The organism is Komagataeibacter melaceti, from assembly GCF_003403295.1.
GTDB classification, from domain to species: Bacteria; Pseudomonadota; Alphaproteobacteria; order Acetobacterales; family Acetobacteraceae; genus Komagataeibacter; species Komagataeibacter melaceti.
Genome location: NZ_QUWV01000039.1, coordinates 17,275 through 40,398, shown reverse-complemented (window position 1 = coordinate 40,398; position 23,124 = coordinate 17,275). Strand labels below are relative to the sequence as shown.

Sequence of the window (23,124 nt, the reverse complement as noted above, 5' to 3'; positions counted from 1 at the left end):
CGTTCAGTCAGCCATTAACTCCCGGCAACAGGGCACCAGCCATCCGTAACGCGTTCAAATAGCGGGATGTGGCCAAGGGCATGGACCAGCGCGGGGGTATCCTGCCTGATCTTGCGCAGTTCGGCCTGCCATGCCCAGCCTTCCGTCAGTACCGCCCCGATACCGATAACCTCAGCCTGAACTTTATGCATGAGCCGTGTCGCAACCGCCGCGGTCCGGCCCGTGTTCAGTACGTCATCCATGATCAGGACGCGCTTGCCCTGCACGCGCTCAATCAGCGCGGGGTCCAGATACAGCCGCTTGCTCAGGTCCGGGCTGGTGGAGGAGGTCAGGGGTTCCGACAGGTCTTCATCATACCAGAACTTGCGCGAGTGCCCCAGCGCGACGTAGTTGCCAAAGCCAAGGTTTTCCGCCACCGGCCGCGCATAGGCCAGCCCCATGGTCGGCACCCCGACAATGACCTCCGGGGCCAGTTCCCGTGCCATGGCGGTCAGCAGCCGGATGATTTCACGCTCGACTATGAAATCCGTCTGGTTGGACATGAGAAGCGCAATGGCCTTCTGCCCATCGGGGAGGGGACGGAGCGGCAGGACCAGCGTGGAACCATCCGTCAACCGCACCGGATAAGACGTGGAATGGCAGGACGCGGCTTCCGGCTGGGCATGCGGGAGCCATTCGGCATGGTAGGAAGGTGTCGTCATGGTGGTTTTCCGCAAACATGGTGGGGCCGGACAGTGCAGGCAGGGCATATGAACTGTCGTGCTGGGACGCGTCCTGTCAATAGGGCGATTGGCCTGCCATACGGGCGGGGTGCTGCGCGGAACGGCCGATAATTACCTGATGGATATGGTCTTTTCAGGCCAGAAGAAGGCAGGTTGGTTCAGGGGCGTTCTTTCACTCGTTTTGTTTTCCGCCCTCCTGCGATACACCCTCTATACGGTATCGCGCGACAGGCAGGGGCCGGAAGGGGCAGGGCATGCAACAGGCTGAACTGTGGATGCGGCGGGTTGTGACCGGACTGGTCATACCGATGCCGCTGCTGTTGCTGTACGCGCTGGCTCCTGCGGAAATCGTCATGACAGGCGTTGCGGTGTTGTTCGCCGTCCATTGCATCATGTGCCGCGACTGGTGCTGGCTCCGTCAGGCATGGGTGATTGTGGCGGGACTGCTGTGGGGAGACATCGTGCTGTCTTCCGCCATGACGGGCACGGCCCATGCAGTGATGCAGGCATTATGTCTGGTGCGGTATTTCGTCTTTGTCGCTGCACTTCAGCACTGGGTTCTGCCTGATCCGCATATACGTGGCGTGCTGCTCCGGGCTTACGGGGCGATCGCGCTGTGGCTGGTGGTCGGGTGCTGGCAGCAATATCTGTGCGGGCGTAACTTCATGGGCTATGGCCGCTGGGAAGACGGGGCGCTGCTGGGGCCGTTATGGGCGCCCCGCGCCGGGCAGGCGCTGGTCATGACCGGGCTGCCGACACTTTTTCCCTACGCCATCCGGCTCGCCATGCGTGAGGGTGTGCGCGGGCGGGTCATGGCGGCGGGCTTGCTGCTGGGGCTGGTGCTGACAATGGTGCTGGTGGCCCAGCGCATGCCGCTGCTCTGCCTGCTGGCGGGTATGGCGGCTGTCGGGATCGTGGTGCCACGCCTGCGTGGCGGGGTGGTGGCGGTGGTGCTGCTGGGGGCGGTCGGGATCGGGCTGTCACCGGTGCTGGCGCCACAGGCCTATCACAAGCTGGTTGTGAACTTTCTCATGCACATGCAGGGCTTTGCCCAGAGCCCTTATGGCATGCTGTTCATCCGCGCGGGGGTCATGATCTGGCACCATCCGTGGCTGGGTCTGGGTTTTGACGGCTTCCGCCATGCCTGCCCGGACCCTGCCTATTTCCATGGCCTGCCATGGCTGGGTGTGGCGGAGGACACTTATGGCGGTGCAGGTGGGTGTAACCTGCATCCGCACAACTACTATCTGCTTATGGGGACCATGGGCGGGGTGCCTGCGATGCTCCTGTTTATTGCCCTGGCCATATGCTGGCTGAAGGCGGTATGCGCGGGGATCATACCCATGCGCGACCCGCAGCGGCTTATGCTGGCTATTATATGCGGCATCGTGTTCTGGCCCGTGCAGTCCACCAGTTCATTCCTGACCCAGCCCAGTGCCGGGTGGATGTTCATGGCGATTGGCTGGGCGCTTGCGGCCTGTCCAGTTGCCAGCAGGTTGCAATGCGGGGAGCAGGGGTCTAATCGTGAGGGGAGGCCGCAGTAGGGCGCCCGCGCGAACAGGCATGACGGGGGAGTGGATCACCCTTTGCCCGTCATGGTCGTATCTGGCTTTAGCAAGAGGAGCTTGCCCATCATTTTCGCCAGTTGCCTGAAAGGAACGTGTCCGGTTCTGTCCCGTGCGCGGGTTTTTGCGCGTGTGATGACTCATGTCCACTGACGAACGGGATGCGCTCAAGCGTATATTCGGCAATACCGGCTTCCTGATTGCTGGCCGGGCGACGAACGCGATCTGCAGCTTTGTGTATGTCGCCTGGGCGGTGCGCGCACTGGGGCTGCAGCAGTTCGGTGTGCTCATGCTTGTCACCACCTTTGGCACGGCGGTATCGGCCGCGACGCACCTGCAGTCTTGGCAGCCGCTACTGCATTATGGCACCGACCCGTTCACCAACGGCAGGCGGGCGCAGTTTTCGCGCGTGCTGGCATTCTGCATGCGGGCCGATTACATCAGCGGCGGGGTCGGGTGGCTTGTGGGCACGCTGGGCGTGGCGCTGTTCGGTACCTATATGGGCTGGCCCGCAGCGGACCAGGGGGCGGCATTCGCTTATATGCTGACCCTGTGGTTCATGAACATAAGCTGGTCGGCCGGGGTGTTCCGCCTGTGTAACTGCTTCTGGCTGACAATGCTGACCGACCTGACCGGCATCATGGTCCGTACCGTGGGTTCGGGCATAGGCTTCATGTGGCATATGGGGCTGGATTATTACCTGCTTGTGTGGAGCGCCACGCAGATCGTCATGTTCATAAGCGGCACCACGCTGGGCTGGCTGCAACTGCGCCATGCCGGGGGGTCCCTGCGTTTCAGCCTGTTTACTCGCCTCAAACCTGAGGATGCGCCCGGCATCTGGCGCTTCACGCTTTCCACCAGTTTCAACCATGTGCTGGGTTCGGTCTTCAACCAGTTTGGCACATTGCTGGTGGGGGGTATCCTTGGCCCGGCGGATGCGGCCGTCTATCGCGTTTCCCGCCAGATTGGCGAGGGGATCGCCAAGCCTGCGCAGCTCATGATGCCCGCCCTCTACCCTGAATTCATCCGCCTGCGTGAAAAGCAGGACTGGTACGGGATCAAGCGTGTCACGATCAAGCTGTTTGCCATGATCGCCGGGTTTTCGGTCGTGCTCATGGGGGTGGCGATGGCGGTGGGCAACATCCTGCTGACATGGATGCTCCATGTGCACTGGCAGGGTGGAAAGCACCTGATCATGCTGATGCTGGGCAGCGCCATACTGGGGCTGGGTGTAGTGCCCCTTGAGCCATTGCTGACGGTAATGGGACAGATCTCGCAGGTGCTGAAGGGCCGGATCATCGTGACCCTGACCTACCTGCCGCTGGTCTATGGCATGACGATGGCCTGGCATCTGGAGGGGGCGGCGGCGGCGGCCGATGTGGCAGCACTCATCATGCTGTGTGTGTGCCTGCGGCCCGTTTTTGCCTGGTTCCGCCGTGTGGCGCCGGGCCGTAAGCCGGTGGAAGCGTCTTCTCCCAATCCTGTTGCTGTCGGGGCTGACAAAGAGGCTGGGTAACGGAGCAGCGGCCCCTTGGGATTATGGCGGGTCTGGTGCGTATCCGCTCCCGTTTCCTGCAAAGGGGTATGAGGTTGTGCGGCGTCCGGCCGGGACCACAATTTCGGGCATGCCGCGTTCCATCCGGTTCGATCCTGCAATGCAACCACTGGTATTCATCTGCATCAGGCAGTCGGGCCGGGCAGGGAACGCGTGTGGATGCAACTTATATGTGAATAATGATTTATTTTATCGTGTTGCGGAAATATGGGATAGAAAACCCAAATTGGAATTTCAAATACATAATTCAATTAAATGAATGTATAAAATGATAAAATACTTGGGTGAAGAAAAGACGAGAGAAGCAAAATATATTATATGCCTTCTTGTTTTTTCAATAATTACGCGCTTTCTCGCTCTGGGTAATCCGATAATAGGCGTTGATGTCGGGTTCTATCTGTTCACCGGTGGGCAGTTACTGCACGGCGCCATTCCATTTGTTGATATATGGGACAGGAAGCCGCTGGGGCTTTTCATCCTGTACGCTTTTTTCCACCTGTTTGGCTCCTATCGCGTATGGGCGTTCGAGATTGGCGCACTCATCAGCGTCTGGCTGACCGGCGTTGTGTTGATGCGGATGGCCAGAACCATCGCCCCGGCTTCGGGGGCCTTTGTCGCGGCCCTGTTATATATTGCCTGGACAGTGCTTGAAGGGGGAGACGGAGGGCAGTCCCCCGTTTTTTACAATCTGCCGGTGGCCATGGCGATGGCGCTTGTTTTGCGCGGCCTTGTCCATAAGTCTTCCACGCCGCAGGATATTGCCAGAACGGCCCGCAAGGTCATGCTGCTGTTCGGTATTGCAATACAGATAAAATATACAGTCATATTTGAGGGGGCTTTTGCAGGTCTGTTCCTGATCTATTGCCTTTATAAGGCAGGAGCATCTTACCGGGACATATTTGTCCAGATGCTGGCATGGATGGCTATAGCACTGGCCCCGACCACCGTCATCGCCCTGGCCTATGTGGCCATGGGGCATGGGTATGACTGGTGGTATGCCAATATCCTTTCAATCTTCCATCGTACCGGCCTCTCATCCTCCCGGCAGGAGGGGATCAGGATGCTGTGGCTGACTGCCCCGCTGCTGCTGAGCTTTCCCCTGCGTCCCTTTCTCTCCGCCCCGATGGATGACCAGCAGAAAAGATGCGCGCAGTTTCTCAACCTGTGGGCGCTAGCGGCTGTGGGCGGTGTCTGCATTATGGGTACGCGCTATCTCCATTATGCCCTGCCCATGCTCCCGCCGCTTGCAGTTGCGGCGTCACCGTTATGGAACCGTAAGGCAGGCAAAATCTGGCTATGTCTGGTGGTCACCTACGCCACGGTCAAGGGGCAGGTCCTGCTTGCCAAGCACCTTCACACACAGGGGAATGCCCAGAGGTTCCGTGCGGTCATTGCCGCGGTTTCCAACCCGGAGGGATGTGTGTTCGTGTATGGCGGCTCGCCTATTGTCTATGACTTTACAAAATACTGCCATCTTACCACCCACCCGTTTCCGGACCACCTGAACAGTACGGTGGAAGAGCACGCGACCGGCATCAACCAGCAGGATGAAATCAGGAAAATTCTCGCCAGTCGGCCGACCTATATCCTGACGCATGAGCCGGGGGACATTGCCGAAAATGAGCTGATACGGCAGATGGTGTATCAGGAAATCCGTGCCAACTATCAGGAAACATTCAGGACAGTGCAGGGGCAGAAAAACTGGGTGGTTTATAAGCGCATACACTGACCGGCTGGTTATGGATGCCGGGTTGCCCATGCCTTTTCCTGTCGGACGATTGGATGTCAGGCAGGCGGCACCAACAGGCACAGACAAGCCCCGTGGCACAAAGGTGCCGGAAATGTTTGATATTTTATGGTGAAGATTGGCCCCGGGAATGTACGACAGGCATTGAGTATCGTCATTCAGGGCAAGGTCGGCTGTCCGTGCCTCAGGACACGGCATGCAGGCAGGCGATACAAGCCTGCCTCTAACTGCCAACCCACTGGAAAATGGCGCGCCCTGCTGGATTCGAACCAGCGACCCACAGCTTAGAAGGCTGTTGCTCTATCCAACTGAGCTAAGGGCGCGGGGCATGTCGTTGTGCCAGATGGCGCTTAATGCGTCCAGTTCTGGATACGATCATAACGGAAATTATCGGCATAGGCCTTGGGGCGGCGGATGCGGGGGGCGGGAATCTCAATGTCAAAGGCGATGCCCTGCTCCGTGGCGTAGGCAACCGCGCTGTCCTGATCCGGAAACTGGAGCCTGATCTGGGAGGGGGTATCCGCGCTGCCGGTCCATCCCATCAGGGAATCGACATGGCGGGGGCGGTTCTGCCCGTATTCCAGAACCCATGTATGGGTGCCGGCCTGCCCAGACTGGGTGGAGGGCTTGGACTTCCTGTAAATCCGGGCTCGCATGAACATTTCATCTCCCTGGATATGGTCGGGGCGCCCGGACTCGAACCGGGGGCCTCGTGTACCCAAAACACGCGCGCTACCAGGCTGCGCCACGCCCCGCGACCACGAGCGGGAACCTATGTGGCAACTGCCGCGCTGGCAAGCACATTCTTTCAAAAAAATACCGCGCCCATCGTGCCTGCGGCAAGTGCATGCAGGCGGGCGCGGTCAACAACACCTCGTGTTGAAGGGGAGGGGATCAGTCCTCCCCACCCGATTTGCTGGCCAGCGGCGGAATGAACAGCGGCGCCGTGTCCCACGGGAAAAGAACCCACGTATCCTGCGGCACTTCCACCACGAACAGGTCCGTGATGGGGCGGCCGGCGGGCTTGGCGTACAGGCAGGCGAACACCGCCTTGGGCAGCATCTGGCGCACGAGCTGCGCCGTCACGCCGGAATCCACCAGGTCGTCAATGATCACGAAGCCTTCGCCATCGCCAGCGGCCTCGGGAGACTTGATCACGTTGGGCTCGCCCATCTTTTCTTCATCGTAGGTCACGACGGAGACGGTCTCGATCAGGCGGCAGTCCAGTTCACGGGCGATGATCGCGGCAGGGATCATGCCACCGCGCGTGATGGCCACAATTCCCTTGAAGGGGCCACGGGAAATCAGCGTGCTGGCCAGTTGACGGGCATCGCGGTGCAGCTGGTCCCATGTTACGGTTGCGTAGCTTGTAGCCATCAGAAAAGTTTTCCTCCATCGGGAACGCGGCCATCCGGGCGGATCAGGATGGCTTCTCCATTACTGTCGGGCATGCCCAGCGTCAGCACTTCACTGCGGAAGGTTCCGACCTGCCGGGGCGGGATGTTGATAACCGCGCAGACCTGGCGGCCGGTCAGCCGGGCAGGGTCATAGCGACGACTGACCTGCACCACCGAATGTCGGGTCCCGATATGGGGGCCGAAATCAATGGTCAGCCAGAAGGCATGCTGCCGGGCCTCGGGCACAGGCCGTGCCGCCACGACCGTACCGGCACGAATATCGAGCCAGTCACGTGCGTCCCCTTGCGGGGTGGAGGCAGTGGCATGCTTTGCGGGGTCTGTCATGGAAGAGCTTTTGCCTGTGTTGGGGCGGATTTGCAAACGGGCGAACATACTTTTTACGCGGGTAAGCGTAGGAAAATCGCCATGGCTGCTGCTAGGGTGCGGCCATCATGCCTTCAGCTTCCACAACCCCGGCCCGCACCGGGGGCGAACCACCCCTGCGCCCCGCATCCTTTCGCCATAATCCGGGGCTGGTGGCGTTCCTGGCCGCGCGTACGGCTTCGTCCTTTTCCGCCTGTGTGCAGGCGGTGGCGGTGGGGTGGCAGATCTATGCGCTGACCCACAGCACGACGGCGCTGGCGCTGGTGGGGCTGGCGCAGTTCCTGCCCATGGCCGGGCTGCTGCTGCCCGCAGGCCATGCGGCGGATCACTTCAACCGGCAGGCCATTGTGGTGACGTGCCAGTGTATCGAGGCGGTTGCGGCGCTGCTCATGGCCATCAGTGCGCTGGGGGGCTGGACAACGCCATGGATGATCTACGCCATGGTCATCATATTCGGTGCGGCGCGTGCGTTCGAGATGCCATGCCAGCAGACATTCCTGCCCGTACTGGTGCCCACCCATGTGTTCCCACGTGCGGCGGCGGTTTCATCTTCACTGTTTCAGGCAGCGGCGGTGACCGGGCCATCAGTGGGCGGCCTGCTGTACGGGGCGGGGGCCGGGGTGTGCTATCTTGTCTGCGCCATTGGTTTTACGTGCGCATGCATCGGCACGCTGCGCATCCGGCTGGCCTTTACGCCGCGTGCGCGTGCACCGCTTTCACGCGCCGCCTTTATCGAGGTCATGCATTTCATGCGCGCACGGCCCGACATGCTGGGCGCGATCTCGCTGGACCTGTTCGCGGTGCTGCTGGGTGGGGCGACCGCCATGTTGCCGGTCTATGCCAGTGACATCCTGCATGCCGGCCCGCTGGGGCTGGGCCTGCTGCGGGCCGCGCCAGCCGTGGGGGCGGTGCTGTGTTCGCTCCTGCTGGTGTGGCGGCCGCTCAACCATCGGGCGGGGCCGCGCATGTTCGCGGCGGTGGCCATATTCGGGGTGGCGACCGTCATCTTTGCCCTGTCGCGCTCCATGGCGGTTTCCATCATCGCGCTGGCTGTGCTGGGGGCGGCGGATGTGGTCAGCGTGGTGGTGCGGGGGGCATTGGTGCAACTGCGCACGCCCGACAGCATGCGGGGGCGGGTTTCTGCCGTGAACATGCTGTTCCTTGGCTCCTCCAACCAGCTTGGCGAGTTTGAAAGCGGGATGCTGGCCAGTCTGGTCGGGCCGGTCGGGTCCGTGGCGCTGGGTGGTGTCGGCACGCTGGTTGTTACGGCCCTGTGGATACGGATGTTCCCCGCCTTATGGCGGCTGGACCGGCTGGATGACATAACGCCGGATTAAGGCTTCCCGCCGCCCGGATGCGGCGCATGGTTTTCAGGGCGTATTGTCCCCGCCTGTGCGGGGTGCAAACAGGTGGAAAAGCGGGCCGGTCAGGGTTGTGGAGGCGACCGCCAGAACCATGAGCGAGGCAAAGGCGAAATCCGACAGCATGCCCTGTGCATGCAGGATGGTGGCGGCCACGATTTCCATAAGCCCCTTGCATTGCAGCAGCGCGCCCATGCCAAGCGCCTGCCGCCGTGACAGGTTTGGCGCGGGCGGGAAGATATAGACCGATCCCATCTTGGCCAGCACGGAAATGACGACCAGCAGCAGCGATGCCGTGACCGAGGGCCATGTCAGTGCATCGCCATTGATGTGCAGCCCGCTATGGCCAAAGAACATCGGCGCCAGCCAGATGAGCGAGAACGTCCCGACCCGTTCCACCGGCAGGCGCGCCACCCACCGTGGCGGCATGAGCGCACCGGCAAAATATGCCCCGATCAGTTCATGCAGCCCAAGCTGCATGCTGGCCCATGAACCCGCGGCCAGATAGATCGGCACCGCTGCCCATATGCCCCATGTGGGGGGATTGGGCATGTTGCGGGTGGCCCAGTTGCTGACTATGGCCAGCGCCACCAGAAGTGCGACGGCCACGAATTCCAGCCCGGTCCACCCATGCAGCGCGGCAGGCCCGCGCGCCATGAACTGCAGCGTGACCAGCCCGATCCACAGGGCCGCGTCATCCACCACGGCCAGCTTGAGCGCAAGCTGCCCGATGGAACGCTGGACCGGGTCCAGTTCGCGCACGATCCCGATCAGCACGGGCAGGGCGCTGACGGCGATGCACAGCCCGATGGACATGGCCCCGATCAGCGGAGACACATGCGGGGGCTGCCAGCCATGGAGCGGCAGGAGAAAATAATAGACAAAAACCGACCCGATCACGAACGGGCCGCCCAGTGCGACCAGCGCGCCACCCAGCAGGCGGCCCAGTGAGGGCGGGGGAATGACATGTGCGGATGGGTGGACATCGGGGTCCTGCCACATTTCCAGCCCGGCAGTGAAGGCCAGCACCAGAACGGCCAGCCACCCGATATTGTTGCCCAGGACGGAAGGGATACCCAGTTGCTGCACCGGCGCGTGCATGACAGCCAGTATGATCCCCAGCAGGATAGGCAGGACGACGATGGGAACCGTCCGATGTAACAGCCGCCATAATCCCCATGGGAAAATAACAAACAGGCCAATATCAAGAACAAGCGCCGTAATGTCTGACAAATTGCACTCCTTCCTTATTTATACCGGACATATATGATATATAAAAACCTGAGTGCAAAATTTTATTTTGTTAAGTTTCTGAAAGTATGCAATATATGGCATAATCTGGATTTATTACGGCTGTTTCTTCCCGCCATTTACCACCAGGCATGGGTGGGGTTCATATAGCGGGAAAAGTCTGTAACGCCGGTTTTCAGGCCGGGTTTTGCACCCGGTCAGGCCTTATTTGCCCATTTTTCTGACGTGTAGTGGATGCCGGGTGCGGTTCCATGGATATGGCGAGCGTAATGGTTGCATCCGGTCAGGACGGGCCGCCCCCTCATTCATGATCGTGATCGGCGGAACAGGATAGAACGTCTGTTTGTGATTGCGCCCGGCCCGGGGTGTTGCGCATCATGGGCTGCCACAGCAGGGAATGGCCCGAGATGTCCCCACGTCACGTATTGCGCAATGCCATTATCCTTGCGGGACTGGTGGCAGGTAGTCACGCCCATGCCCAGAGCCATATCGTCACGACCGCCAAGCTGGACTGGTCCACGGCTGAACATCTGGCGTCCGAAGCCGTGCGGGCCTGCGCGGCGCAGGGCTATTCCGTAACCGCGACGGTTGTGGATACGACCGGCCACCAGCAGGCCGTGATCAAGGGGGACAGCGTGCCGCTCCAGTCCCTGTCGGTTTCGTACCGCAAGGCCTATACGGCCTATTCCTACGGGCTGGCTTTCAACATGAATACAACCAGCGAACTGATCGCCGCCAAGGTGACCGGCCCGGCCAATGGCGCGCTCAACACCATTCCGGAGGTGCTGTTCGTGCCCGGTGGGGTCACGTTGCGCCGCGTATCGGATAATGTGGTGCTGGGCGGCATTGGCGTATCCGGCGCGCCCGGAGGCGAGAAGGACGAAGCCTGCGCACAGGCCGCAGTCACGAAATTCAGGGCGGATTTCCGTTAGCGGATCATAGGCTGATTGCAGCTGATCAATGGAGCACAGAAACGCGGGCAGGTTCCCTGCCGGACCAAAGCTGTGCGCAGACGCGAAAGCGCCGTTCCATATTCAGGTAAAGCCCTGAAATCAGGCCCATTATCCGCGTATTTTATTTTAAGGAAAGGTGGCTCCCGAAGTAGGACTCGAACCTACGACCCAGCGATTAACAGTCGCTTGCTCTACCAACTGAGCTATTCGGGATCAGCGTTGAGCAGCTTATAGCCACACAGATGGGGAGGCGTAAACCCCCCTTTTGAACTTTTTTTCAAAAAGGGGAATAAGGGAGGCCATACCGGGTAAAAGAACGGTAACACCCTCGCATGGCAGGAGAAACGGCAGCCAATGATGCAAGATAACCGGGACGGGAAGCCACCACTCCCGCGCCGTCGTGTGGTTATGTCGCTACTGGCTGCCGCAGGGGGGGCGGTGGTGGGCGCGCAATGGCTGCAAAGCCGCCAGCAGGCCCGTATCAGCCAGCGTGATGACGCCCTGCTGGATGGCGAACCCCATGACCTGACGCTGTCATGGCCATATGCGGGAACGTCCATCCTGTACAATGTTGCGCTGAGGCAGGATTTTTTCTCACAGTACCGGCTGGACGTGCATCTGCGCGAAGGGGTGCTGACAGGCCGTGACGCCATTGCTGATATCCAGGCCGGGCGGTGCATGGCGGCGGTGGCGCCCGTGCTGTCATGGTTGCAGGCTTTTCAGGCAAATGCGAACCTGCCGGCCCGGCTGGTCATGGGGTTGCAGGCGGGCACGTTCCGCCTGCTGGTGCGGCGGCGGCTCCGGATCGCCAAGATCGAGGACCTCGTTGGCCACCGTATTGCCGTGCTCAATGCCGATATGGCCGATCGCCTGTTCTTTTCCGTTATCCTGCGGCGCAAGGGCCTGAACCCGGAAACTGCCCCAAACTGGGTCATCCTGCCACCGGACCAGATTGATGATGCCCTGCTGGCCGGAAGTGTCGATGCCGTGGCGCTGCATGACCCGCTGGCGTGGCAGTTATTGCGCAACCCGGCGCTGGGGCTGGTTGAACTGGTCAATAGCGTGAGCGGCCTGTATGCGCGCCGTACCAATCTCGCGCTCGGCATATCAACGGATGTCCTGCAACAGACGCCATCGGCCGCCGTGGCGCTAGTGCTTGCGCTGCGTGATGCGGCCCGCTGGCTGCCCGCGCATATGCCCGAGGCCGCAACCCTGCTGGATGGCCGGGTTGCGGGCATGGGGCAGGATGAGATCCTGCAGATGATGGGCCATGAAGTGCTGGGCATAGCCCCGGTGGGCAATGAGCTGAAAACCCAGATCGCACGCTATGTGGATGAACTGAAGCTGCTGGGCCTATTTCCGGACAGCCTCGATTCAGCAGGTTATGCGCGCCATGTTTCAGCCGATATCCTGCATCACGCCCCGGTTGCAGGGCCGTGACGCAGGTTATGGGCAGGGATCAGCGCACGTCGCGATAGTACGGCTGTGCCAGGGCGGCCGGTGCCGCCATGATGCGCCGCATGCGGTGCCAGACCACCACGGGCACGATAATGAAGGCCATCGTGCCCAGATAGGGCAGCATGTTCAGGAAGGCCGGGTCAATCGGCCAGTTATGCGCCTGCCCGACAAAGGACAGTGCCGTCACCAGCCCGAACAGCAGCGCGGAAAGTGTAACGATAATCGGCCTGTACCCCGCGAAGATGACCAGCGCCAGCGCGATCCAGCCACGCCCCGCCACCATGCCCTCGGACCATACCGGCACATAGGTCAGCGTCAGGTAACCACCCGCCATGCCCGCGAATGCCCCGCCAAGGGTGACGTACCAGAACCGCATGGCCATGACCGGTATGCCCGCCGCATCCGCCGCAGCCGGGTTTTCCCCCACCGCGCGCATGTTCAGGCCGTGGCGCGTGCGGAACATGACGAAATGCACCAGCAGCGGCAGCAGCACGTATATCGGTATGATCAGGATATTCTGGCCAAACAGGGCAGGGCCAATGACCGGAATGGCGGAAAGCAGCGGGATGTTGACATGCCCGAAGATCGCATCCACCGGCTGCCCTGCATAGTTGTGCCCCAGCGCAGTGGACAGCCCCAGCCCCATGAAAGTGGTCGCCAGCCCGCACAGCACCTGGTTGGCCCGCATCACCACGGCGCCAAAGGCGAAGACCATGCCCCCCAGCGCCCCCACGGTGATGGCGGCCAGCAGCCCGAGCCATGGGGAATGGACGGAAAATACGGTAATGACCGCCGTGACCGCGCCCAGCGCCATCAGCCCTTCAACACCCAGGTTGGTCACGCCCACCCGTTCGGCCAGCACCTCGCCCAGCGCGGCGAGGGCGAGTACGCCACCGGCCAGTACGGCGGTGGCCAGCATGCCTGTCAGCAATACGATCATGATGTTTTCCCTCCCGCCGCCACCTTGGCCACAGGCCGGTAATGGGCCAGTTCATCCCCGATTGCGATCATGAACAGGATCAGTCCGGTAATGGCCAGGATGACCGAAGCCGAAAGCTGCTGCGTCTGCATGACAATGCCGGAATCAAGTATGAGCGCCATGAGCAGTGCTGCCGGGATCACGTTCAGGCACGACCCCCGCGCCAGCACTGCCACTACAATGCCCAGGTAACCGAAATTATTGGCCATGCCGCCCTGCAGGCGGTGGACCGTGCCTGCCACCTCGAACATTCCGGCCAGCCCCGCCAGCCCGCCGGAAAGCAGCATGACGGAAATGATGCGCAGCCGCACCGGAATCCCGGCATAGCGCGCGGCTTCCGGGTTGGCCCCGCCAATGCGGATTTCATACCCCCACCGGGTGCGCGACAGCATTAGCGCCAGCCCGATCACGATAAGAATGGCCACCGGGAAGCCCCAGTGCACGATGCCCCACATTTCAGGGATGGAAACCGATATCCGCTGCGTGGAGACCTGCGCCCCGCTGATCCGGTCCCGCCACGGGCCGGTGGTCAGGTAATATGTCAGCAGCGATGCGATGAAGTTGAGCAGGAGCGTGGTGATGATCTCGTTCACCCCGGCATAGGCGCGGGCCAGCGTTGGCACCGCAATCCACGCCATGCCGCCAAGGATGCCCGCAATGGTCATGAGCGGCAGGATGACAAGCGTCGGGCCATGCAGGCCCAGCGCCACCCCGGTCGCGGCGATGGCGCCAGCATAGAACTGGCCTTCCGCACCGATATTCCACAGCCCGATCGTGCCGCACACGGTCACGGCCGCACCGGTCAGCAGCAGCGGGCACATGAACAGGGCCAGGTCCTCCAGCCCGAAGCGTGAGCCGAGTGTTGAATGCACGATCAGTTGCGCCAGCATGAGCGGGCTGTGCCCGGCCAGCGCCAGCACCCCGGCGATGATGAACAGTGACACGATGATCGCCACAAGCCGAAGGGTGAGAATCCGCCCCGCGGGCGCTGTCGGCAGGCGCTGGAATGCACGTGTGGCCATTACTGTGCTGCTCCTGGTTGCATGTCGGTCGGCTCGCGCCCCCCCATAAGCATGCCAATGGTGGCGATGTCGGCCCCTTCGGCCTCGATGACGGACATGAGGCGGCCATGGAACATGACCCCGATCCGGTCCGATACATTCAGCAGGTCTTCCAGGTCCTCCGAGATGAAGACGACGGCCACCCCCTGGTCACGCAGGTCGGTCAGGTAGCCCAGCATGGTGGCGATGGCCCCGATATCCAGCCCGCGCGCGGGGTAGGCCGCGACCAGCACCCGGCTGGCAATGCGGATTTCGCGCCGGGCCACCAGGCGCTGCTGGTTCCCGCCCGACAGGTTGCGCACCGGCATGGCGAAATCGGGAATGTTGACCTGCGCCAGCTCCGCGATCTCGCCAGCCAGCGCGCTGGCAGCGGCGGCGTCATACAGCCCGTGCCGCCCGATGGGGGGATGGACGTATTCACGCAGCGCCATGTTGGACGTGATGGACAGCGAGGGCGCAAGCGCGCTGCGCAGCCGGTCCTCGGGTATGTGGCCGACACCGGCCGAGGCGAACAGTGCGGGGTCGGCATGGGCAACCGGCTTGCCATCCAGCAGGATCTCGCCCGATGTGCGGGCCATGAGGCCGGTCAGCACATGGGTCAGTTCGCGCTGTCCATTGCCGGCAACGCCCGCAATGCCCAGAATCTCGCCGCCATACAGGTCCAGACTGACATCGCGCAGCGTATCCACGCCCCGGTCATCGCACACGCTTACGTTGCGCAACTGCATGATCGGTGTCGTGGCGATGGGGGCCGCTCCCTCGGGCCGGGCGCGCATGTTGCGCCGGACAATGTCGCGGCCCACCATGGTCGCCGCCAGCATGGAGGGATTGCACTCCGCCGTGTTGAACGTGCCGACCTTGCGCCCGCGGCGCAGGATGCTCACCCGGTCGGAAATCTCCATCACCTCGTCCAGCTTGTGGCTGATGATGATGACGGCGTTGCCCTGCGCGCGGAACGCCCGCAGCGCGCGGAAGAGCTCCTGCGTCTCCTCCGGTGTCAGGACGGCGGTGGGTTCGTCCATGATCAGCAGGCGGGCCTTGCGCGCCAGAACGCGCAGGATCTCGACACGCTGCTGCTCACCGGCCGAAAGGTCGCACACCCGCGCATCGGGCCGGACGGGAAAGCCGAAGCGTTCCGAAATCTCGCGCGTGCGGGCTTCCATTACGGCGGGGGAGGCGATACGGGGCGCTTCGTCCCAGCCCAGATGGATGTTTTCGGCCACCGTAAAGGCTTCCACCAGCTTGAAATGTTGATGCACCATGCCGATGCCCGCGCGGATCGCATCCTGTGGGGAGGCAAAGCTCTGGCCGTAGCCATCAAGGATGATCTCGCCTTCTTCCGGCTGGTAGATGCCGGTCACGACATTCATCAGCGTGGACTTGCCTGCCCCGTTCTCACCCAGCAGGGCATGGATTTCCCCCGGCCAGACATCCAGGTCCACATCCTTGTTGGCAACGACGCCGGGAAAGAGCTTGGCAATGCCGCGCAACTGCAGGATGGGCGGCGTGCCCGGCGCCATGCCGGGCGGGTTGGTGGGTTTATTCAAGGCCGGATACTCCCGCCACAGCCCAGTCGCTGTGATAGATGTCCTCATCGCTCAGCGTGACGCCCGCAGGCACGCGCAGGCGACCATGATTGTCGTGGATCGGGCCACGGAACGGGTTGTACCCCGCCAGCAGGCGCGTGCGCATGTCATCCGCCTGCCGTGCCACGGCGGGGGGCACGGTCGGTCCCCAGTCATCACGGTCCACGCCGTGGCCCAGTGTCAGGAAACGGCCTTCGGGCTGCCATGTGCCCGCCAGCAGGCTGCGCACCTGCGCGATATAGAAACTGTCAAAGTCCAGTGTGACGGAACTGACATAGGCATCCGGCCCGTAACTGAGCATACCGGTATTCCACATCGCCGCCTTCAGCCCGCGCTGCACGGCCACGCGCAGGTAGGCGGGCTCATCCATGATGCCGCACAGGAAATCACACCCGTTATCAGCCAGCGCGCTGGCCCCCTGGGTCGCGGCCTGCGGGTCGAACCAGGAATTGGTGGTGATGGCCTGCATTGTAATGGAGGGGTTGATGGTCTGCGCGCCCAGCAGGGTGGCGTTGGCGCTGGCATAGACCGACGGGATGGGAAATGACCCCAGAAAGCCGAGCTTGCCCGTGCGGGTCATGAGCCCCGCCGCGATGCCGATGATGTAGCTGGCGTACCAGTGCGCGACGTAATACCAGCCAAGGTTGCCGGTTACGGTGGAGCCGTCACCTTCCATGAAGGCGACATCCGGCGCACGGTCCGATACGTCCTTGATGAAGTCGCCATATTCCGACGTGGCGAAAACCATCTGCGCGCCCTCCGCCACGAACTGGCGGAAGATTCGCGTGGCGTCGGCCGAATAGGGCACGCTTTCCACATACACGGTGCGCAGTTTCGGGAATGCCCGGCGCACGGCATGCATGCCCCGGTCATGCACCATGGACCAGCCCCCATCGGTAATCGGCCCCGGATGGGCGAACGCGATGACCGCGTCCGATTCCGCCAGCGGCCTGCGCCATGCGGGCTGGCCGGTCGCGGCACGGCCGGAGCGTGGCAGCAGCAGGCTGCTGCCCGCCGCCCCGGTCATGCCCAGCATGTTCCGGCGTGTTGTCAGTAACCGCCCCCGCGGCCCTGAAACTGTCATAAGATACTATCCCCCTGATAATCCACGCCGCACCCCGTTGCGGCAATATGACGTGTTGGTCCCGTGCGGCTGCTCCTGCTACTTCGTGATGGGTTCGTTATGGTAGTAAACGTTACGCGACAGGGACATGCAAGGCCACACTGTGCCGCATGGGTATGGATGGGTGTTATTCGTGCTGCGTGGTAGCAGGCGGCATGCCCGCCAGCGTGCGCCAGCCGCTTTCATCCATGGTGGTTATGCCCAGTTCCGTGGCCTTGCGCGCCTTGGAACCGGCCTTTTCACCCAGCACCACGATATCCGTTTTTTTTGACACGCTGTCCGATACCCTGGCCCCCAGCCGTTCGGCCACCGCGCGGGCTTCGGGGCGGGTCATGGTGGTGAGGGTGCCGGTAAAGACGATGGTCTTGCCCGACAGCGCGCCCTCGGCCACCATTTCCTCGTCCGTGACCTGAGTGAGCACGCCGGTGAGGTCATCCAGCGTTTCGCGGTTGTGCTGTTCGGCAAAGAATGCCACCAGTTCATCGGCAATGGCGGAGCCGATGCCGGTGATCGAGCCGAGTTCCAGCCGCTCGTCCGAGCCGATGACAGCGGCCTTTTCCATCTGTTGGCGCCAGTTGGCCAGTGATCCGTAATGCCGGGCCAGAAGGCGCGCGTTGTTGATGCCAATGCGGCGGATGCCCAGCGCGTAGATCAGCCGTGACAGTTCGATTGTCCGTCGTGCCTCGATGGCGTTGACCAGGTTGCGGGCCGAGAGCCTGCCCCATCCGTCCCGGCTGGCGATTTCCGCCTCATGCGCGGGCAGGCGGAAAATATCGGCCGGTGTGCGCAGCCAGCCCAGTTCATGGAACTCCACGATCGTACGGTCGCCCAGCCCGTCGATATCGAACGCATCGCGCGATACGAAATGGATCAGCCGCTCAACCACCTGCGCCGGGCAGGTCAGCCCGCCCGAGCAGCGCCATACGACCTCGCCTTCCGGCCGTTCGGCATGCGCCCCGCAGATGGGGCAGACATGCCTGAAAACATAGGCGGGACGTTCTGCATCACGCGGCAGTACAACGCCGGTGACCTGCGGGATCACGTCGCCCGCGCGCTGGACATGCACCAGATCGCCCTCGCGGATGTCCTTGCGGGTAATCTCGTCTTCATTATGCAGGCTGGCGCGGGTCACGATCACGCCGCCCACATTGACGGCCTGCAGGTGCGCAACCGGCGTGAGCGCGCCGGTGCGGCCCACCTGGATCTCGATTTTTTCCAGCCGGGTGATGGCCTGTTCGGCAGGGAATTTCCACGCCACCGCCCAGCGCGGCGCACGCCCAGCAAAGCCAAGGCGTTCCTGCAGGCCGCGGTCGTCGAGCTTGTACACAACGCCGTCAATGTCATAATCCAGCGCCGAGCGTTCCCGTGTCAGGCGCTCCATGAACGCCTCGGCCTCAGCCGCGTTGCGGACCCGCAGGTTACGCGGATTGACCCGGAAGCCCCATGCCTCAAGCTGGTCGAGGTAATCATGGTGGGTTGCCGCCAGCGGTGCGCTGCAGAAACCGGCGGCATAAGCGAACAGCGAGAGCGGGCGCTTCGCGGTTACAGCCGGGTCAAGCTGGCGCAGCGAACCAGCGGCGGCGTTGCGCGGGTTGGCGAAGGGTTTTTCCCCCGCACTTTCCTGCGCCGCGTTCAGGTCCAGAAACGCCTGTTTGGACAGGAACACCTCGCCGCGTATTTCAATCAGGTCAGGGTAGGGGGCGGTCAGCCGGGCGGGAATGTCGCCCATCGTGCGCAGGTTGGCTGTTACGTCCTCGCCCTCGGCACCGTCACCACGCGTGGTGCCGCGAATGAACGCGCCATGTTCATAGGTCAGGCTGATGGACAGGCCATCAATCTTGGGTTCCGCGACAAAGGCCAGTTCGTGCGCCTGTGCGTCCGTCAGGCCAAGGAAGCGGGCGATCCGGTTGATGAAGGCATCGAATTCCTCCCGCCCGAAAACGTTGTCGAGCGAGAGCATCGGCACCATGTGCCGGTGGCGGCGGAACGGGCCGGATGCCGGTGCGCCCACGTTGCGTGCCGGGCTGTCGGCGCGGCGCAGGTCGGGGAACTGTTCCTCCAGCCGGGTGTTGAGCATGCGCAGCCCGTCATATGTCGCATCATCGACAAGTGGCGCGTCATTCTGGTGGTAGGCCGCGTCCAGTTGGGGCAGCAGGCGGGCCAGCCGTTCCAGCGCGTGGGCGGCCTGCGCTTCGTCCTGCGCGCTGGTGTTCTGGTCGGCCAGCAGGTTACGGGCTTCCTCGGCGGGCGAGGGGGCGGCGTCGGATTGGGGGGGCATGTCAGTCCCCTTTCAGCAGGCTGTCAGCCGCGGCGCGGGCGGCGGATGTAATTGTGTCACCAGAAAGCATGCGGGCGATTTCCTCGCGCCGGGCCTGTGTGTCCAGCGGGGCGGCATGGGTTTCCGTCCGGCCGCGGCTGACACTCTTGCTTATGCGCAGATGGGCGTCCCCGCGTGCGGCGACCTGCGGGCTGTGGGTAACGACCAGCACCTGCACGCTACGGCCCACGGTATAAAGACGCTCCCCGATGGCGCTGGCGGTGGCGCCGCCCACGCCGGAATCCACCTCATCGAACACCAGTGTGGGAATGGCCGAACGCCCGGCCAGCACGACCTTGAGCGCCAGCATGAGGCGAGAGAGTTCCCCGCCCGACGCCACCTTCGCCAGTGGTCCCGGCGGCTGGCCGGGGTTGGCCGCGATCAGGAAGGAAGCCTGTTCCTTGCCACGTGCGTTCCACGCTTCCGCCTCCAGCGGTACGAGCGAGACGATAAAGCGTGCGCGTTCCAGCCGCAGGGGGCGCAGTTCGGCCATGACCGCCTGTTCCAGCCTGCGGGCCGCCTTTTCACGCGCGGCGGTAAGTTCAAGGGCAATGGCCTCGAAACCGGCACGGGTTTCGGCCACCTTTTTCTCCAGCGCCTCGATTCGGGCATTGCCGGAGTCGAGCGCGCCCAGACGCTCCACAAAGGCGGCAAGCAGCCCGGGCAGTTCCGGCACGGACACGCCATGCTTGCGGGCTTCCGCGCGCAGGGCGAACAGGCGTTCCTCGGTCTGTTCCAGCAGGCGCGGGTCGGCCTGTGCATCCGAAGCGAGGCGGGAGAGCAGGCTTTCGGCCTCGGCCAGTGCTTCTTCCGCCCGTTCCAGCGCATTGAGCGCTTCCTGCGCGGCGGTCTGTTCGGCTGCTCCCACGGCCTCGGGGTTCAGGTCGGTGGGGGCCGGCAGCAGGCGTTGCAGCGCGCGGCTGGCATTGCGCAGCGCGGATGCGGGGCCAGGAGAGCGTCGGTCGCGCGGGGAAAGGTCGGCCAGCGCCGCCGCAATGGCTTCCGCCCGGCGTTCACCCTGCTGCAGCGCCTGACGCAGCCCGGCAAGCTGGGCTTCCTCATCTTCCTGCGGGGCGAGCGTGCCCAGATCATCTACCGCCTGGCGCAGCCAGTCTTCCTCACGCGCGGCATTTTCCATTTCCGCGCGTGCTGCAGCCAGCTCCGCCGTCGCCTCGATCCACTGGCGATAGGTGGCCGCCGTGCGGACGCGCAGTTCTGGCGGGGTGCCAAAGGCATCCAGCAGGTCTAGATGCGTGGCCTGATCCGCCAGCCCCATCTGTTCGTGCTGGCCCTGAATTTCCACCAGCAGCGTGGCCGCGCGGCGCAGCAGGCTGACGGCAACCGGCTGGTCGTTGATATAGGCGCGCGAACGCCCATCGGTCGTCACGACACGGCGCAGCAGTATCGGGTCACGCGCATCATCTACCGAGATGCCCTGCTCATTCAGCAGTTCATGCAGCGGGTGGGCGGGGCTGATCTCGAAACAGGCGCTGACACTGGCCTGTTCGCATCCCGCACGTACAAGGGACGCGCTGGCACGTTCCCCCAGCGCCAGGCCAAGGCTGTCCAGCAGGATGGATTTCCCGGCCCCCGTTTCCCCCGTCAGCACGGTCAGGCCGGGGGGAAAGGCCAGATCCAGTTTTTCGATCAGGACCACATCCCGTATCGAGAGCTGTGTCAGCATGCAGGTTTCCTGTTCAGCGCAAGCCGTTGGCGGAAATCAGAAAATCGAATGCCATGCCCGGGAGAAGATATTGCGGCCCTGTTTGTGGTCCGGTGCGTCAACACCCTTGAGCAGATGGTGCGCGCGCAGGTGGTCATACGCATCGTGGTACCATTTGCTGCTGGGGTAGTTATAGGCCAGCACCGCGCCGGTCTTGCGGGCCTGTTCCAGCAGGCCCATGTCCAGATAGACTTCCACCAGCCGCTCCAGTGCTTCGGGCACATGGTTCGTGGTCTGGAAATCCTGCACCACGCGCTGGTAGCGGCCCGCGGCTGCAAGGAAATCGTTCTGCTGCTGGTAGTAGCGTCCCACCAGCATTTCCTTGCCCGCCAGATGGTCGCGGCACAGGTCGATCTTCAACTGCGCATCACGGGCGTAGGGGCTTTGGGGGAAGCGGGTGATGACTTCCTCCAGCGCATCCATGGCCTCGATCGTGCCCTGCTGGTCACGCTGCACATCCGCCACCTGTTCGTAATAACATAGCGCGCGCAGGTAGAAGGCATAGGCGGCATCGGCGCTGGTCGGGTGCAGTTCCAGAAAGCGGTCAAGCTGCTGCACGGATTCGGGGTATTTGCTCAGCAGGTAGTTGGCATAGCCTTCCATAAGCTGGGCATTGGCCGTGTAGGGCGAATAGGGATAGTTGCGCTGCAGGGTATCGAACTGGTTGACCGAAAGCAGGTAACGGTCGGAGCGCAGGGCATCCACGCCGTTGTTATAAAGGGTCTCCGCCGAACCGACACGGGGCGCGCGTTCATTGATGCTGCTGGCGCTGTTGCCGCATGCCGCCAGCAGGGAGGCGACAGGCAGAAGCGCCAGCCAGCGGGCCGCATGGCTGGCATTGCGCGATGGCTGCGGGGTATATCGTGATCTGCGTGCGAACATGCCGGCTCTTCCAGTTACGGAAGCTTTATATCATGTGCCGGGGGAGGGTGAAGTCTTCGCGTGCTGATTTCGGCCTTCCCATCATGCCGCCTTGATCTGTGGCTGGCGCGCAGGCGGGGTGGATGGGGTCGTGCTCCAGTTCGCCTGATCGGAAAACAGCTTGCGCAACAGGCGGTTATTGAGCGTATGCCCCGATTTGTGGCCACGGAAACAGCCATTGATCGCGCCGCCTGCCAGATGCAGGTCGCCAATCGCGTCCAGAACCTTGTGGCGCACGAATTCCTCCGGGTGGCGCAGACCCGTCGGGTTGAGCACCTGATCGCCATTCACGACAATGGCGTTGTCGAGTGACCCGCCCTGCGCCAGGCCGATGGAATGGAGATGCTCGATTTCAGGCTGCAGCACAAAGGTGCGCGCCGTGCTGAGATGCTGGTGGAAGCAACTGCTTTCCAACCGCGCGGCATAGCGCTGCTGGCCGATGGCCGCGGCCGGGAAATCAATGGAAATATCAATCAGCAGTCCCGGCTCCAGCGTGGGGGAAAGTTCGGCATAGGCGTCGCCATCCTCCACCCTTACGGTCCTGTTGATGTAGATTTCCCGCCGTGCTGCCGCCTGCGCCGTGATGCCCGCACATTCGATCAGGAAGACGAATTCAGCGGCCGAGCCATCAAAAACAGGAATTTCCGGCCCGCTTACATCAATGAAGACATTGTCGATGCCACATCCCGCCAGCGCGGCCATGAGGTGTTCCACCGTGGCGATGCGGCCAGCGGCCCCGGCCTGCGGGTCATGCGCCAGCACCGTACTCAGCCGGGTATCAACCACGGTATCGTAACGTGCGGGCAGGGGCGGCAGGTCCGAATCATCGCGCCGGAACACGATGCCGGTATTCTCCGGCGCGGGTGACAGGCGCAGGGTAATGCGCGCCCCCGTATGGAGGCCCGTACCCACGCTGCTGATCGGCTGGCGCAGGGTATGCTGCATCTGCCCGGCATGTCGGGATTGTGGCATGAAGGGGGCGCCTGTCTGCGGCAACATGCCGTCCATTGCCTGTATCCTT

General features: G+C 62.8%; 19 protein-coding genes and 3 tRNA genes. 6 read left to right on the top strand and 16 right to left on the bottom strand.

The annotated features are described in order from the left end of the window. Positions 1-14: 14 nt before the first annotated feature. Positions 15-701, bottom strand: a complete 687-nt coding sequence (locus DY926_RS04920; RefSeq protein WP_116702345.1) for a phosphoribosyltransferase — start codon at positions 699-701, stop codon at positions 15-17. 275 nt (positions 702-976) lie between these two features. On the opposite strand from DY926_RS04920, the gene DY926_RS04915 reads away from it, so the two are divergent. The 3 genes from DY926_RS04915 to DY926_RS04905 all read left to right on the top strand — a co-directional run bounded on the left by DY926_RS04915 (position 977) and on the right by DY926_RS04905 (position 5,571). Further along, the gene (locus DY926_RS04915; protein ID WP_116702344.1) at positions 977-2,266 is read left to right on the top strand and encodes an O-antigen ligase family protein; all 1,290 of its coding nucleotides are present in this window, start codon (positions 977-979) and stop codon (positions 2,264-2,266) included. Positions 2,267-2,429: 163 nt separating this feature from the next. Continuing rightward, a complete protein-coding gene (locus tag DY926_RS04910; RefSeq protein ID WP_116702343.1) occupies positions 2,430-3,803 on the top strand; it encodes a lipopolysaccharide biosynthesis protein in 1,374 nt (457 codons plus the stop codon). A 319-nt stretch (positions 3,804-4,122) separates the two neighbouring features. Beyond that, positions 4,123-5,571, top strand: coding sequence for an ArnT family glycosyltransferase (locus tag DY926_RS04905; RefSeq protein WP_148707740.1), 1,449 nt, complete (start codon positions 4,123-4,125; stop codon positions 5,569-5,571). 264 nt (positions 5,572-5,835) lie between these two features. On the opposite strand, the gene DY926_RS04900 is transcribed toward DY926_RS04905, so the two are convergent. The 5 genes from DY926_RS04900 to DY926_RS04880 all read right to left on the bottom strand — a co-directional run bounded on the left by DY926_RS04900 (position 5,836) and on the right by DY926_RS04880 (position 7,331). After that, a tRNA-Arg gene (locus DY926_RS04900) sits at positions 5,836-5,912 on the bottom strand. Between the two features lie 27 nt (positions 5,913-5,939). Then, positions 5,940-6,245 (bottom strand): ETC complex I subunit, encoded by a 306-nt coding sequence (locus DY926_RS04895; protein ID WP_158551921.1) that lies wholly within the window; start codon positions 6,243-6,245, stop codon positions 5,940-5,942. Positions 6,246-6,267: 22 nt separating this feature from the next. Further along, positions 6,268-6,344: transfer RNA gene (locus DY926_RS04890), tRNA-Pro, on the bottom strand. 139 nt (positions 6,345-6,483) lie between these two features. Further along, complete coding sequence (gpt, locus tag DY926_RS04885) at positions 6,484-6,966, bottom strand: xanthine phosphoribosyltransferase (protein WP_116702340.1); 483 nt, start codon at positions 6,964-6,966, stop codon at positions 6,484-6,486. After that, positions 6,966-7,331 (bottom strand): tRNA-binding protein, encoded by a 366-nt coding sequence (locus tag DY926_RS04880; RefSeq protein WP_116702339.1) that lies wholly within the window; start codon positions 7,329-7,331, stop codon positions 6,966-6,968. The genes gpt and DY926_RS04880 overlap by 1 nt, the downstream gene beginning before the upstream one ends. A 107-nt stretch (positions 7,332-7,438) precedes the next feature. On the opposite strand from DY926_RS04880, the gene DY926_RS04875 reads away from it, so the two are divergent. Beyond that, a complete protein-coding gene (locus DY926_RS04875; RefSeq protein ID WP_116702338.1) occupies positions 7,439-8,707 on the top strand; it encodes an MFS transporter in 1,269 nt (422 codons plus the stop codon). 33 nt (positions 8,708-8,740) lie between these two features. Here the strand turns inward: DY926_RS04875 and DY926_RS04870 are convergent, their stop codons facing one another. Next, positions 8,741-9,964: a cation:proton antiporter gene (locus DY926_RS04870; protein ID WP_116702337.1), complete on the bottom strand. Its 1,224-nt coding sequence runs from the start codon at positions 9,962-9,964 to the stop codon at positions 8,741-8,743. Between the two features lie 425 nt (positions 9,965-10,389). Here DY926_RS04870 and DY926_RS04865 point away from each other — a divergent pair, with 425 nt between their 5' ends. Further along, positions 10,390-10,914, top strand: a complete 525-nt coding sequence (locus tag DY926_RS04865) for a GlcG/HbpS family heme-binding protein (RefSeq protein ID WP_116702389.1) — start codon at positions 10,390-10,392, stop codon at positions 10,912-10,914. Between the two features lie 158 nt (positions 10,915-11,072). Here the strand turns inward: DY926_RS04865 and DY926_RS04860 are convergent. Further along, a tRNA-Asn gene (locus DY926_RS04860) sits at positions 11,073-11,148 on the bottom strand. A gap of 141 nt (positions 11,149-11,289) precedes the next feature. Between DY926_RS04860 and DY926_RS04855 the strand changes: the two genes are divergently transcribed. Next, positions 11,290-12,375, top strand: coding sequence for an ABC transporter substrate-binding protein (locus DY926_RS04855; RefSeq protein WP_116702336.1), 1,086 nt, complete (start codon positions 11,290-11,292; stop codon positions 12,373-12,375). A 19-nt stretch (positions 12,376-12,394) separates the two neighbouring features. Here DY926_RS04855 and DY926_RS04850 read toward each other — a convergent pair whose 3' ends face one another. The 8 genes from DY926_RS04850 to lpxC form a co-directional block, all read right to left on the bottom strand. After that, a complete protein-coding gene (locus DY926_RS04850; RefSeq protein WP_116702335.1) occupies positions 12,395-13,333 on the bottom strand; it encodes an ABC transporter permease in 939 nt (312 codons plus the stop codon). Next, the gene (locus DY926_RS04845; protein WP_116702334.1) at positions 13,330-14,394 is read right to left on the bottom strand and encodes an ABC transporter permease; all 1,065 of its coding nucleotides are present in this window, start codon (positions 14,392-14,394) and stop codon (positions 13,330-13,332) included. Before DY926_RS04845 ends, DY926_RS04850 begins: the two co-directional genes overlap by 4 nt. After that, the gene (locus DY926_RS04840) at positions 14,394-15,953 is read right to left on the bottom strand and encodes an ABC transporter ATP-binding protein (protein WP_116702388.1); all 1,560 of its coding nucleotides are present in this window, start codon (positions 15,951-15,953) and stop codon (positions 14,394-14,396) included. The genes DY926_RS04845 and DY926_RS04840 overlap by 1 nt, the downstream gene beginning before the upstream one ends. Positions 15,954-15,972: 19 nt before the next feature. Then, positions 15,973-17,103 (bottom strand): BMP family ABC transporter substrate-binding protein, encoded by a 1,131-nt coding sequence (locus DY926_RS04835; RefSeq protein WP_116702333.1) that lies wholly within the window; start codon positions 17,101-17,103, stop codon positions 15,973-15,975. A gap of 166 nt (positions 17,104-17,269) precedes the next feature. Further along, the gene (gene ligA, locus DY926_RS04830; RefSeq protein ID WP_116702332.1) at positions 17,270-19,420 is read right to left on the bottom strand and encodes an NAD-dependent DNA ligase LigA; all 2,151 of its coding nucleotides are present in this window, start codon (positions 19,418-19,420) and stop codon (positions 17,270-17,272) included. A 1-nt stretch (position 19,421) separates the two neighbouring features. Beyond that, positions 19,422-21,143, bottom strand: a complete 1,722-nt coding sequence (gene recN, locus DY926_RS04825) for a DNA repair protein RecN (RefSeq protein ID WP_116702331.1) — start codon at positions 21,141-21,143, stop codon at positions 19,422-19,424. Between the two features lie 36 nt (positions 21,144-21,179). Continuing rightward, positions 21,180-22,064, bottom strand: a complete 885-nt coding sequence (locus DY926_RS04820) for an outer membrane protein assembly factor BamD (RefSeq protein WP_116702330.1) — start codon at positions 22,062-22,064, stop codon at positions 21,180-21,182. Between the two features lie 81 nt (positions 22,065-22,145). Further along, complete coding sequence (gene lpxC, locus DY926_RS04815; protein ID WP_116702329.1) at positions 22,146-23,111, bottom strand: UDP-3-O-acyl-N-acetylglucosamine deacetylase; 966 nt, start codon at positions 23,109-23,111, stop codon at positions 22,146-22,148. Positions 23,112-23,124 lie beyond the last annotated feature (13 nt).

Bases quoted from the DNA above. Each gene is read 5' to 3' on its own strand.
- recN (WP_116702331.1), bottom strand. From the start codon at position 21,143: ATGCTGACACAGCTCTCGATACGGGATGTGGTCCTGATCGAAAAACTG.
- DY926_RS04845 (WP_116702334.1), bottom strand. From the start codon at position 14,394: ATGGCCACACGTGCATTCCAGCGCCTGCCGACAGCGCCCGCGGGGCGG.
- gpt (WP_116702340.1), bottom strand. From the start codon at position 6,966: ATGGCTACAAGCTACGCAACCGTAACATGGGACCAGCTGCACCGCGAT.
- DY926_RS04835 (WP_116702333.1), bottom strand. From the start codon at position 17,103: ATGACAGTTTCAGGGCCGCGGGGGCGGTTACTGACAACACGCCGGAAC.
- DY926_RS04920 (WP_116702345.1), bottom strand. From the start codon at position 701: ATGACGACACCTTCCTACCATGCCGAATGGCTCCCGCATGCCCAGCCG.
- DY926_RS04820 (WP_116702330.1), bottom strand. From the start codon at position 22,064: ATGTTCGCACGCAGATCACGATATACCCCGCAGCCATCGCGCAATGCC.
- DY926_RS04840 (WP_116702388.1), bottom strand. From the start codon at position 15,953: ATGGCGCCGGGCACGCCGCCCATCCTGCAGTTGCGCGGCATTGCCAAG.
- DY926_RS04880 (WP_116702339.1), bottom strand. From the start codon at position 7,331: ATGACAGACCCCGCAAAGCATGCCACTGCCTCCACCCCGCAAGGGGAC.
- DY926_RS04875 (WP_116702338.1), top strand. From the start codon at position 7,439: ATGCCTTCAGCTTCCACAACCCCGGCCCGCACCGGGGGCGAACCACCC.
- DY926_RS04915 (WP_116702344.1), top strand. From the start codon at position 977: ATGCAACAGGCTGAACTGTGGATGCGGCGGGTTGTGACCGGACTGGTC.
- DY926_RS04895 (WP_158551921.1), bottom strand. From the start codon at position 6,245: ATGCGAGCCCGGATTTACAGGAAGTCCAAGCCCTCCACCCAGTCTGGG.
- DY926_RS04855 (WP_116702336.1), top strand. From the start codon at position 11,290: ATGATGCAAGATAACCGGGACGGGAAGCCACCACTCCCGCGCCGTCGT.
- ligA (WP_116702332.1), bottom strand. From the start codon at position 19,420: ATGCCCCCCCAATCCGACGCCGCCCCCTCGCCCGCCGAGGAAGCCCGT.
- DY926_RS04865 (WP_116702389.1), top strand. From the start codon at position 10,390: ATGTCCCCACGTCACGTATTGCGCAATGCCATTATCCTTGCGGGACTG.
- lpxC (WP_116702329.1), bottom strand. From the start codon at position 23,111: ATGGACGGCATGTTGCCGCAGACAGGCGCCCCCTTCATGCCACAATCC.
- DY926_RS04850 (WP_116702335.1), bottom strand. From the start codon at position 13,333: ATGATCGTATTGCTGACAGGCATGCTGGCCACCGCCGTACTGGCCGGT.
- DY926_RS04910 (WP_116702343.1), top strand. From the start codon at position 2,430: ATGTCCACTGACGAACGGGATGCGCTCAAGCGTATATTCGGCAATACC.